This window comes from Kitasatospora sp. NPDC059327 (assembly GCF_042752535.1).
Lineage (GTDB): Bacteria > Actinomycetota > Actinomycetes > Streptomycetales > Streptomycetaceae > Kitasatospora.
Genome location: NZ_JBHYYB010000173.1, coordinates 1 through 11393, shown reverse-complemented (window position 1 = coordinate 11393; position 11393 = coordinate 1). Strand labels below are relative to the sequence as shown.

The 11393-nt window shown below is 72.2% G+C and carries 8 protein-coding genes; 1 reads left to right on the top strand and 7 read right to left on the bottom strand.

The genetic code is table 11. The features are described from left to right. Positions 1-272: 272 nt before the first annotated feature. The 3 genes from ACFXHB_RS43060 to ACFXHB_RS43050 are packed head-to-tail and all read right to left on the bottom strand — an operon-like array spanning position 273 to position 2062. Positions 273-671 carry a roadblock/LC7 domain-containing protein gene (locus tag ACFXHB_RS43060; protein WP_380582417.1) on the bottom strand — a complete coding sequence of 133 codons (399 nt, stop codon included), beginning with the start codon at positions 669-671 and terminating at the stop codon, positions 273-275. A 12-nt stretch (positions 672-683) separates the two neighbouring features. Then, positions 684-1706: a hypothetical protein gene (locus tag ACFXHB_RS43055; protein ID WP_380582415.1), complete on the bottom strand. Its 1023-nt coding sequence runs from the start codon at positions 1704-1706 to the stop codon at positions 684-686. After that, a complete protein-coding gene (locus tag ACFXHB_RS43050) occupies positions 1703-2062 on the bottom strand; it encodes a hypothetical protein (RefSeq protein WP_380582413.1) in 360 nt (119 codons plus the stop codon). Before ACFXHB_RS43050 ends, ACFXHB_RS43055 begins: the two co-directional genes overlap by 4 nt. A 141-nt stretch (positions 2063-2203) precedes the next feature. On the opposite strand from ACFXHB_RS43050, the gene ACFXHB_RS43045 reads away from it, so the two are divergent. Next, positions 2204-2569 carry a hypothetical protein gene (locus tag ACFXHB_RS43045; RefSeq protein ID WP_380582411.1) on the top strand — a complete coding sequence of 122 codons (366 nt, stop codon included), beginning with the start codon at positions 2204-2206 and terminating at the stop codon, positions 2567-2569. 801 nt (positions 2570-3370) lie between these two features. On the opposite strand, the gene tatA is transcribed toward ACFXHB_RS43045, so the two are convergent. The 4 genes from tatA to ACFXHB_RS43025 form a co-directional block, all read right to left on the bottom strand. Beyond that, positions 3371-3673, bottom strand: a complete 303-nt coding sequence (tatA, locus tag ACFXHB_RS43040) for a Sec-independent protein translocase subunit TatA (RefSeq protein ID WP_380582409.1) — start codon at positions 3671-3673, stop codon at positions 3371-3373. Between the two features lie 179 nt (positions 3674-3852). After that, positions 3853-6546 carry an alkaline phosphatase D family protein gene (locus tag ACFXHB_RS43035; protein WP_380582407.1) on the bottom strand — a complete coding sequence of 898 codons (2694 nt, stop codon included), beginning with the start codon at positions 6544-6546 and terminating at the stop codon, positions 3853-3855. A 735-nt stretch (positions 6547-7281) separates the two neighbouring features. Further along, the gene (locus ACFXHB_RS43030; RefSeq protein WP_380582405.1) at positions 7282-10146 is read right to left on the bottom strand and encodes an ATP-binding protein; all 2865 of its coding nucleotides are present in this window, start codon (positions 10144-10146) and stop codon (positions 7282-7284) included. An 810-nt stretch (positions 10147-10956) separates the two neighbouring features. Continuing rightward, a complete protein-coding gene (locus ACFXHB_RS43025; RefSeq protein WP_380582403.1) occupies positions 10957-11253 on the bottom strand; it encodes a hypothetical protein in 297 nt (98 codons plus the stop codon). Positions 11254-11393 lie beyond the last annotated feature (140 nt).

Here is an 11393-nt window from a genome sequence, read left to right as displayed (position 1 = left end):
GGGGGCGCCCCGGCCGGCCCCCCCCCCCACCGCCCCGGGGGGGGGGGGGGGGGGGCCCCCGGGGCCGGCCCAGGGTGGGGCGCCCCGGGCCCTGGCGGCCGGGCCCGGGGCCCTCCGCTCCGCACCGTGGCCCGGAGGGCCGTTGAGACCACTCGGCGGCTCGCACCACGGGCCGACGACCCCCGGCGGCAGGCCCGGGACGTCCTGCCGCCGGATCCTGGGCGCCGGATCCTGGGCGCCGGGCGGTGCGCCCAGATGTGTCGGCGCGGTCGTCAGTGCGGCTGGACCGTGGTCGCCACCCCGAGGATTTCGCCCAACCGACGCACCGTGGCGGGTGATTCGCGGTGCAGGCCGACGACGTCGAGGCCCTCGTCGCCCAGGACCATTAGCAGGGCCTGCTCCCCGATGGCCAGCACCACGACGTAGCCGCCGCCGCACCGGGCCACCACGTCGCGCAGGCCCCCCACGCCGAACTCGGCCGCGGTGCGCCGGCCGAGGCCGAGCATGGCGGCCGCGAGCGCGGCGGCCGACTCGGGGTGGACGGTGGCCGTGTCGGCGGCCACCAGCATCCCGTCCGCGGTGGAGATGACACTCTCGCCCACGCCCATGACCCGCTCACGGAAGGCGTGCAACTCGTCGACCAGGACGGTGATCGGTATCCGGCTGCTCATGATGTGCTCTTCTCAGTCGTCTCTGTCGTCCCGGTGCACCGGGTACGGTGAGTGAGTCTGGTTAGGTCGGGTCAGCGGTTCTGGTGACTTCATCGGTCCGTGAGAAGCGGTCCCGGTCCCCCCGGGCAACGCGAGTCGGCCCCCGGTACCGCGTACGCCGGGAACGCGGCGCGGCAGCGGCGCGGTCGCGGCGGGCAGCGGCCCGGCCGACGGCGTGCGCGGGGCGACGCTCGGTGCCAGGGCATCCCGATGGGCCCCTTCCCGGTGGAGCAGGCGCATGGCGTCCATCCGGGCGATGTCGAGGAGCACGGCGAACACCCCACGCCCCAGGACGAAGCTGATGTCGCGCGCCGTGCGGCGGCCGGTCGCCGCATCCAGGATCCGGCGGTACCGGGCCGGGGCCCGCGCGAGGCCGGGCTCGGAGGACGCGGCCGGCTTGATCCGGATCCGGGCCAACTCGGCGGGCGGACCCCAGAGACGCTCCAGCAGGGCCAGCCTCCGGGCGGCCTCCTCGAAGAGCTCCTGCGGGGGGATCCCCGGGCGCAACGCGATCCGCGCGGGCGGGAGAGGTTCCTCGACGGTCCGCCAATCGTCGGGCGGGCTCAGCGCCAGGGCGAAGGCGCCGTCGAAAACGGCTGCGGCGCAGACGACTTCGAGCTCCCCGGCGCCGATCGCACCCCGCGCCAGCAGGGCGGCGCCGAGGTCGGTGCCCCCGACTGTCGAGGCGTCACCCGGCGACCTCGCCGACGCGAGCGACTCGACGGCCCGCCAGTCGTCCTCGCTGACCGGTCGTGACTTCAGCAGCAAGGTCTCGGCGGTCGGGGCCGCGGGCGTCTCGACGGCGGTGACCAAACCGTCCTCCAGGTGGATCGCGCCGCCCGGCGCTCCGGAGGCGGTGACGGAGCCGGTGGCGGAGCCGGTGACGGTACCGGTGAACCCACGGCCGCCCAGCTCCCGCAGCCGGGCGGTCATCGCACGGACCGTCAGGGGCACGGACGGCACCGGTCGGGGCGGATCGCCGGCGGGTCCGGTCATCGCAGCAGGTCCTTCGTACGGTCGGCGGTCCACTGGACCGCCAGCGCCAGATTGATCCGCTCCCGGTCCAGCACGGTGGCCAGCAGCAGCGGGTCTCCCCGCCGGGGAACGACCTGGACGATCTCGTAACGACGAGTACTGGTGACCACCACACTCTCCAGGTCGCCCTCGGCACCGGCCTCGTGGAGCCGCGCACCGATCATGTCGACCAGTTCGGCGAGCTCGGTCCCGGGGCCGAGCGACCGGTGGTCCCCGGCGGACCGGTAGGTGAGACCGGTGACGGCGTCGACGAGAGCGGCGCCGACCACGCCGGGCCGTCCGAGCACCTCGGAGAGAGAAGCTTCGAGTGCGCGCACCGGGCCCCTTTCACGTTCTGAATTCCCGTCAGCGTACTGTATTCCACAGCCCCCACAAAGCGACCACCGCGGGTTTCTTCTTGCTATTTTGGTCCACCACACGGGGGTTCTCCCGAGAGACGGACGAAGGACGGCCAGCGCATGAAGATAGACGAAGCTCTCAAGAGCGCGATGACCATTGACGGTGCTGTCGGCGTGGCCCTGGCCGACTACGAGAGCGGCATGTCGCTCGGATTCCTCGGCGGGGGGCACCACCTCGACCTGGAGGTCGCGGCAGCCGCCAACACCGAGGTCGTCCGGGCGAAGGTGCGCGCCCTGGCCGCGCTGTCGATCGACGACACCATCGAGGACATCCTGATCACCCTCGGCACCCAGTACCACCTGATCCGCCCGCTGACCAGGACCTATGGCTCCCTGTTCCTCTACCTGGCACTGGACCGCTCACACGCCAACCTCGCACTCGCCCGGCACGGCCTCAAGCGGATCGAGGCCGCGCTCGACATCTAGCCCACGACCGGCCCACGGCCCCGACCGGGAATCACGCACCGGCCGGGGTCGCGGCGGGATCCCTCGCGAGACGATTCCCCCGGGCATCGCATTTCGTATCGCCACGAGACAACGCCCCCGATATGCATGGACGCGTCAATCGACAAATCGTAGAGCTGCCGGGAAATCCGTGCACGAAATCTCTGCCGCACTCACGACCGGGCCAGGGGAAGGCTCCGGAAATCATGCGTATGAGGAATTATGGACGGCGCCTCAACGTCCGGACGCCACCACGCGCGATGGGTCGACGACGCCGCAAGCCTTGTGGGCTCTCCGAACTCATTCAGGAGAGTTCCGGGCCGCCGCTCGATCCCGGCGCGTTATGAGAACGAGACCTACCGCGCCGGGGCCGACCCGGACGACGGGACTCGGTCACTCGCGACCGACCCCCCGTCGCGCTCAGCGCGCGCGGGGGGGTCGGTCCGTCAGCCGGCATCACAGCCGCGGCCGCCGGGCTACCCTCGCACCCCCAGTCCGACCCGACCGGCTCACGCGTTCGTCCGTTCCGCTCCACGGCCCGGCCCGGACGCTGCCGCCTGCCCGGCTGAGGTTCGATCCTCCGTTCAGCATCCCCTGCTGGGCGCCGACCGGGTCCGGGCACAGACCGGGTCCGGGCACAGACCGGGTCCGGGCACCGACGGGAGGTCCCACCCAGTCCGTCGGTGCCCGGAGTCTTGAGGAGGGCACAGGTCTCGACCCGAGCGGTCGGCCGTGCGTGCCCGTGAGTCGGGGCCTTGGGGGCTTGCCCGGGAGGGTTGCGGGTCAGGGGGTGTTGGGGTGGGGGGTGCTGGGTGTGGTGGTGTGGCCGGTGGGGGGTGTCTCGGTCCGGGCCGGGGGGATGGCCGCCGGGGCGGCGGTGTCCGGGGTGGCCTGGGCCGCCTGGGCGGCTTCGGCGGGGGTGTCGGGTGGGGTGTCCTCGTGGAGGGCCCGGGTCTCGGCCTTGAGGATGCGCAGGGACTTGCCGAGTCCGCGGGCGGCCTCGGGGAGCTTCTTGGAGCCGAAGAGGAGCACGATCACGGCGAGTACGACGATGAGGTGCCAGGGTTCCAGGCCGTTGCGGAGCATGGGCGGCTCTCCTTGACTGTCTGTCGGACCGGGGGCGGGGTGGTCGGCGCTGGGCGAGCTCTCCGGCGGTCTGTCACGCGAGGCGGTTGGTCGCCTCTTTCCGGGGTCGGGGAGGTCGGGGTGGGTGGGATCCGGCGTCGCCCGCCCACCCCGTCGTGCTCGCTGGTGGTTTCGCCGGGTCAGGCCGGCGAGATGGTGAAGGTCTGCAGGTTGTTGCCGGAGTCGTAGGGCTGCTGTGTGAACTGGCTGCCCTGGGTGCTGCCCGCCGTGAGGTAGAGGTTGCTGTGGCGGTTGCGGATGCGCACGCGGCCGGCGCCGTCTCCTTCCAGGCGCCATTCGTCGTTGGCGGGAGCGCCGGATGTGTAGGTGTTCTGGACGATGCCCGCTGCGGGGGTCTGGGAGGCGCCCGCCACGCTCAGGTCCTTGCCGCTGTTCTGGTTGACGATGCGCACGTAGTCGCCGTCGAGCGGCCTGACCTGGAAGCGCTGGTTCGAGGCACCGTTGTAGAGCCACCGGACGACCGGGGCACCCTCGGCCGCACTGGCCCCGCTCACGTCGATCGCGTCGCTGGTGGCGGCGACGGACGCCTTGTGGTAGCCTGTCGGCGCTGCCGGGTAGCCGAGGTCGGTCGCGTTGAGCACCAGGGGTCCGATGACCGTCGCGCCCGACCCGTTGATCCAGGTGGCGGTCAGCGTCGTCAGAGTGGCTTCCAGCTTGAGGAAGGAGTTCGGCTCGGGCACGCTGTGCTGCAGGCCGGTGGGCTTGTAGTTCTGTTCCCCGGACAGGAACAGTCTGTGCAGCGGGCTGGTGACGTACTCCCACATGGTGTAGCCGAGGGCCGGGTCGGCATCGGTCCCGTAGTGGTTCTTCAGGACACGGGAGACGTGGACGTCCCCGGTGAGCAGGACGCAGCCCTTGATGCCGTTGTTCTTGATGTAGTTGAAGACCTCGTTCCTCTCGGTGGTGTAGGTGTACCACTCGTCATTCTCGGTACCGGACTTGTTGTACCAGGTCATTCCCGAGGCGAGGATCTTGAACGTGGCGGTGCTGGCGGACAGCCCGGCCTTCAGCCAGGCCATCTGGACCGGTCCCAGGCAGGCTCCCGTGTCCGCATCGGAGAACCACCTGGGGTCGAGGACGAACACCTCGATCGGGCCGCGCCGGAAGGAGGTGTAGACGCCCAGGCCGGTGTCCCGGGTGGTCAGCGGCTGGGTACTGCTGTCGGAGGCGTGGCCGAAGGTGGCGTTGGCGCGGTAGTCGATGAAGGCCTGGCGGTGCAGGGCCTTGTCCGGGAACTTGCCGTCGGCGTTGTTCCTTCCGAAGTCGTGGTCGTCCCACGTCGCCCACACCGGCATCGAACTGACCAGCCTGTCGATCCCCGGCGAGGCCAGGAAGTCCCGGTGCTTCCTGCGCGCCCTCTCCAGAGGGCTGCCACTGAAGCCCACGATCCCGTTGTCGACGTACGGGGTGTCGCCCAGCATGACGAAGCCGTCGCAGCCCTTGGCGATGATCTGGTTCCACACGGGGTTCGGCACCCCGTGCGCACAGGAGCCGAAGCCCAGGGTGACCGGGGTCGCCGCGGTCGCCGGCGCGGTCCTGAACGACCCCGTCAGCGGGACGAAGGGCACCGCCGTGTCCGGGGTGATGGTGAAGGTGTAGGCGGTGTTCGCCGTCAGCCCCGCCACGTCGAACAGGACGGTGTCGTCGTTGGCGGCCACGGTGCTGCCGGTGCGGGTGGCCCTCACCGTGCTCCCCTCTCTCACCTCGCACTTCCAGGACCCGGTCCGGCCGGGCCGGGCCCAGATCCGGGCCGTGGACACGCCCACGTCACCGACGAGCGGACCGGCTTTGGGCGACGGCGTGGCGGTCACGGGATCCGCCTGCCCCGTCCGCACCTTCTCCACATAGGTCGCCAGGGCGTGGAAGAACTCGTGACTGTCCTCGATGGCGGCAGGGGACTCGACCGCCGTCGTGCCGTCCGCCGCGTAGCACTTGTCGATGGTGAGGCTGGAGACCAGATACCTGCCGGTTCCGTCCCTGTCCTTGCCCTCCAGCAGCGCCGCCGGGAAGCCCGCCGCCCCCGGCGCACAGGCCAGGAGCACGCGCATGTCCCGCCAGGCACCGATCGTCTCCCAACTGACACTGATCGGCCTCGTCACCGTCCCGTCGAGGCGAGAGGTGCGGCGCCCGGTGAACACCTGGCCACCGCGCGCCGTCAGCGCCTCCACCAGCGGGTGAGCGGCCTGTGGAGCGGTGGGGATCACCGGGTAGACCGTGTTGAAGTCGGCATCGGTGCGCACCGCCACCATCGCGTCGTCCTCCCACCTTCTCGCGCCGGTGTTCCACACGCCGTCGGTCCAGTCGGCCAGGTAGACGGGCAGGTAGGACACGCCTTCGCCGGGAACGTCGGACTTGGCGAGGTCGAGGACCACCCCGCCGGCTCTGACGAACGCCTGCAGCGAGGCACGTTGGCCCGTAACGAAGGCGGAGTACGAGGCGCCGGCGAAGCTGCCGAAGGCGACCAGGTGCACGTCCTGCGGACCGGCCGGCGCGGGGTCGGCCGGCGCGGTCTCCGCGACCGGCACGACCGGCGCCGGGACCAGACCGGACCTCAGCCGCACCGGCTGGTTCGGGTTCAGGGCCACCACGGTGAACCCGGCATTCCTCAGCAGCCTGGTCAGCCCGCGGGCGTTCGTGTGCCCGTCGGTGTCGTCCAGCACTGCCGCGATCAGCCCCGTCTGGGACTTCGAGTGCGCCACCGCGGTGGTGCCGCTCAGGGCGGTGCCGGCGGTGGCCGCCACCGCGCCGGCGCCCAGTATCTGCACCACCCTGCGGCGGCTGATCTCGGAGGGGGTGCGGGAAGAGTCGTCCATGATCTTCTCCTGACGTGATGGGTGCCTTCCGATGCCGTCGCACCACGGCCCTGAACCGGACGTGGCCGAGCGGGGGTGGAGGTGTGGGCCACCGGATCGGCGGGCGGAGGGGGGTGAGGCACCCGCAGGGCGCGGGGCACCCAGGTGGGGGCAGGCCGGCCGAACGAGGCGCTGGGGCCGCTTCGCCGATTCCGGTGCGAGGTATGCCGGAACCGGCGAACGAAGCGGGGTGATTGAGTGGAACTACAGCGGCAGCGCGACGGCGCCGTCAATACGCGTTCACCCGGATATCCGTCCACGGAATCGGGTGGGTGGGGTGATGGACGGACCCGGCGAACGGGGTGGGTTGTCGTGCCGGTTCTCGATCCGGCCGGGGACGATTCCGTCGGCGCGCGGGGCGCCGGCGCGGTGCGGCGCCCATACGATTCCGCTATCCGCGCCATCAGCGATTCGGGTCTTCCCGCCGCTGGACCACCGGGCCGGGCGTCGGAACCCACGCGCCCAGGACGGGGGCGTGGCAGCGCCGCCGTCGCGCCCGGGAACCGGCCACCCGTCTCCACATGACGAGGCCTGAGGGACTCGCCCCGGACGTCGGCGCGCACCACATCGGCGGGGCTCGCGAGCCGAGGTGGTCCGCCATCGCTCCCTCGCGCGGACTCCAGGAGCTTCTACGGCAGTCCGGGACTCCCCGGGCCCGGGTGCCACCGGGGGGTGGTCCTCGGGGCAGGGTTCGGTTCAGGCCCGTCCGCGGGCGAGGTCGGCGCGGGTGGTGTCGAGCTTGGCCAGGACCTGGGCCACGTGCTTCTCGACCGTGCGGGTCGAGATGAAGAGCGCGGCGGCGATGTCCTTGTTCGTGGCACCGGAGACCAGCAGGTTCCGGATCTGTTCCTCGCGCGGGGACAGGCGGTCGCCGTAGCCTGCCCGGCCGCGCGGGTTGAGCGTCTTGAGGCCGAGTTCGCGCAGCAGGCGGTGGCACCGGGCCGCGTCGGAGGCCGCGCCGAGGCGTTCGAAGGTGGCGATCGGCCCGGCCAGGCGGGCGGCGGCCTCGTCGAGGTCGGTGCGGGTGCGGGCGGCGCGTTCGGCGGCGAGGGCGACCCGGTAGGGGCGCCCGATGTCGGCCCACCGTGCCGCAGCGAGGTCGAAGGCCGCCATCGCCGCGTCGGGGTCGCCGGTGCGCAGCAGCAGGCTGCGGCAGTGGTGGTGCTCGGCGACGGCGCCGGGCGCGTCCCGGCCGTCGATCTCGGTGGCGTGACGCACGACGAGAGCTGAGGCCTCACCGGTGCGGCCCAGGGCGAGGAGGGTCTCGACGGCGGTGGGGACGAGGTCCCGGGCCCAGGCCCAGGCCTCCTTGCGGTCCAGGAAAGCGAGGAAGTCGAGCGGGTCGGTCAGAGCACGCCAGGCTGCCTGGGGGTCGTTGCCGGCGAGGTGGAGTCGGGCGGCACCGGCGGCGGCACCGAGCGAGTCCAGGTGCAGTCCGCTACGGGCCAGGACCTGCCCGAACTCGGCGGCGGCCCGGGCGGTGAGGCCGCGGGCGGCGGCGGTCAGACCCCGCACGGTGGCCAGGATCCTCTCCGGTCCGAACGAGTTGTCCGGGTAGCGCTCCCGGAAGGCCACCAGGCCCCGCTCCGCGTCGTCCCACCGACCGGCCTGCCAGTCGAGCTCCACCTGGAAGGCGTCCAGGTAGATCCCCATCACGGGAAGGCGGGCGGGCGCTGCCAGGGCCCGCAGATCCGCGATGCCGGCCGCGGCGCGCCCATCGTGCCCGACACCGAGCGAGCCGCCGATACCGGTGCAGACGATCACCGCCGTGCGCTGGAGCGCCTGAATGTCGTCGCCCGCGCGGGGCAGCGCCGCCAGCAACCCCGGGACGGCGGGATCGGCCACCACGCACCGCTGCAGGAAACGGGCGACATCGAGCAGCGACCGGGCCTGGCCGTCCTCGTTCCCGACCAGCAGCGCGTAGCCGCGCGCGACCATGTCCCGTTGCTCGGCGAGCGAGCACCGGCCGGTGATCGACACGCCCAGCAGGGCGAGCAGCATGGCGGTAGCGGCCGGGTCGTTGTCCCCCACCTCCGACAGGGCGGTCAGCAGTTCCTCCTCGCCCGACGGGTCCCAGGCCTCGTGGCTCAGCAGTGACCCCAGGCTGATCCTGATCCGGCCGCGCACCACATCGGGCAGGCCCGCCACCCGCAAGATCCGGCGAAGGATCCTGATCGTGGTGGCGGACTCCGTGCCGACCGAGGCCGTGTACGTCAGGGCCAGGGCGGCACGGACGAGCTGGTCCGGGGGGAGGTCGGGCTGGTCGATGATCTCGTTCAGCAGGGCGGTGGCGGTGCCGTGGTCACCGACCGCGACGGCCCGGTCAGCCGCGGCCTGGGCCCGGGGCAGCCAAGCGGCCTGGTCACCCAGGGCCCGGGCATGGTGGGCGATCTGCACCAGCGGCGGCGGGTCCAGTGTCTGCAGCACCTCCAGGACCCGCCGGTGGATCCGGTTGCGCACCGGCCCCGGAATGCCGTCGTAGACCGCCTCCCGCGCGAGGACGTGCCCGAACCCGTAGGCGTCCCGGCCCGTCTGCCGCAGCACCGCCGCGCCGAGCGCCTCCTGCAGAGCCGCGATGGCGCGGTCCTCGTCCAGGCCCGCCGAGCGGGCCAGCAGCGCCTCCCCGGCCGGTACCGCGAGCACAGCCGCGGCGTCGACCAGCGCCGCCGAGTCCGGGCCCAGCCGCGCCCTGCGTTCGGCCAGCAGCTCACCCAGGCTCCGTGGCACCCGCAGAGCCGTGACGCCCGCCACTCCCGGTGATCGGGCGAGCGTGATCAGATCCTCCTCGATCACCAACGGCAGACCGCCACTGCGCTCCAGCAGGGTCCGCACCAGGTCGGGGGCCGGCTCGCCGCCCAGCACGTCCCGAGCCATCTCCCGCAGCTCCGCCTCACCCAGCGGACCCAGCACGATCTCGGCGCCGCCGGTGGACGGCGGACGCCGGAACGGCACCCCCAGCACCGGACGGCCACCCGGCAGGTCCTCCGCCCGATACGTCAGCACCAACGCGACATCCCGCGGCATGTCCCGCGCCAACAGCAACAGCAGCTCGCGGGTCGCCTCGTCCGCCCAGTGCACGTCCTCCACCACCAACACCGCCGGCGCCACCGCCTCCAACACCGTCCGCACCCCCGACACCACCCGGAACCGGCCCGCACCGGACGCGAACACCTCCCGCGGCAGCGCGGGCGGCGGATCCGGCAGCGCTCCGGCCAGATCCGGCAACAACGACGCCAGCGCACCCGCCGACACACCCAACCGCTCCACCGGCGGCAACCACGGCCCCACCAGGCGCAACGCGTCGATCACCGGCCCGTACGCCAACGGCTCACGCAACGGATGACACCCGCCCACCAGCACCCGCAGACCGCGCTCGCCCAGAACGGACGCCGCCTCCGCGACCAGCCGCGACTTGCCGATCCCCGCCTCCCCCTCCACCAGCACCACGGCAGGACGCGCCTCGGACACCGCGGCCAGCAGCTCCCGCAGCTCGCCCTCACGCCCTGCGAACGCACGTCCCCGCACGCCGTCGAAGGCTCTGCCACCACCGAGGATGTCCACACCCAGCTCCTGTCAGGTTCGCAGTCCCCACGCCCCAACATCCACCGATAACCGCCCAGAGACAAGCCACCGAACCAACCGGTCCACAGACCGGTCTCGTCCACGTCCGAGCAGCCCGGCCCTGACCATGTCGGCGATCTCCCAACCGTGACCCCCTGACGGTCCTTGGGTTCTAAAGCTTGTCGCAACATCCGTGATCATGATGGGTGTGTTGATGGGCATACGAGGTCGCAAGCGTCGGCTCGATCGTGGCTGAGGTGGAGCCGGCGATCCGCGAGTTGCCGGCCGAATTCCCGCGGACGCCGGCCACGGTAGTCGCCGACCGGATCGGCTGGCAACGTTCACCGTCCGTACTCAAGCGGCGGGTGGACCGGGCCGCGATGCTGCCGCTGCCACCGACCGCCACGCTGGTGGCAGACCTCGGTGCGGCTGGGCCGCGACCCACTACATCCGCCTGGACACCTGCGACTCCTCGGTCCACCCGTCGGCGATTGGCCCCATCGTGCGCGTCGAGGCGGACACCGACTCGGTGCGGGCCTACCTCGACACGCGACACCACCCGGCTCGTACGGGCCGGCATACGAGTCGTCGTGGTCGGTCCATGCGTCCGGCCGCCCGTGACGCCTCGTCGTCCACGGGCGGCCAGGGATCGGCAGGACGCGCTCCCGTCCGCGCCCGGGTCGGCCTCCGTCGCATCGCCCGGCACGGCGCTCGACCTCCGGGGCCGAAGGAAGAAGAGGGACACCCCAGTTGGAGAGTGCGGCACCTTCGCGCGGAGCCTGTGCACGGACGACCCGCTACGGCACGGCTTCAGACCCCGAGGCCGGCGGCGAACGCGAGCGAGGCGGCCAGGCCCAGGTGAGTGACGGTCAGCAGCCCCCAGTCCAGCGGATTCATCCGCCAACGGCTGCGGGCCAGGAGTTGCCACTCGTAGACCGTGCAACCGACAGCGAGCAGCAGAAGCGGCACCCAGACCCAGGCCCGCCAGGACCAGGCCGTGCCGGAGGCGAGCACGGCGTTCAACCCACCGGTGAGCGCCGCGGCGGGAAACCACCCAGGCTTCTGGCCCTTCGAGATGGCCTCCGGCGGAGGTGACAGGGTGTTCATGGCATGGTCCTAATCCGTGTGTAGGGATTCCGGCCTGGCCCCGGCGGGGCGGCTGGTCTTGCTGATGGACGGGTTCGTGGTGACCCGCGGGTGCCGGGTGAATCCCTGTGGGTTCCCGGCCCTGGAGGCCTTACGAGAGA

Coding starts and splice junctions, on each gene's coding strand:
- ACFXHB_RS43035 (WP_380582407.1), bottom strand. CDS start 6,546: ATGGACGACTCTTCCCGCACCCCCTCCGAGATCAGCCGCCGCAGGGTG.
- ACFXHB_RS43045 (WP_380582411.1), top strand. CDS start 2,204: ATGAAGATAGACGAAGCTCTCAAGAGCGCGATGACCATTGACGGTGCT.
- ACFXHB_RS43025 (WP_380582403.1), bottom strand. CDS start 11,253: ATGAACACCCTGTCACCTCCGCCGGAGGCCATCTCGAAGGGCCAGAAG.
- tatA (WP_380582409.1), bottom strand. CDS start 3,673: ATGCTCCGCAACGGCCTGGAACCCTGGCACCTCATCGTCGTACTCGCC.
- ACFXHB_RS43055 (WP_380582415.1), bottom strand. CDS start 1,706: ATGACCGGACCCGCCGGCGATCCGCCCCGACCGGTGCCGTCCGTGCCC.
- ACFXHB_RS43060 (WP_380582417.1), bottom strand. CDS start 671: ATGAGCAGCCGGATACCGATCACCGTCCTGGTCGACGAGTTGCACGCC.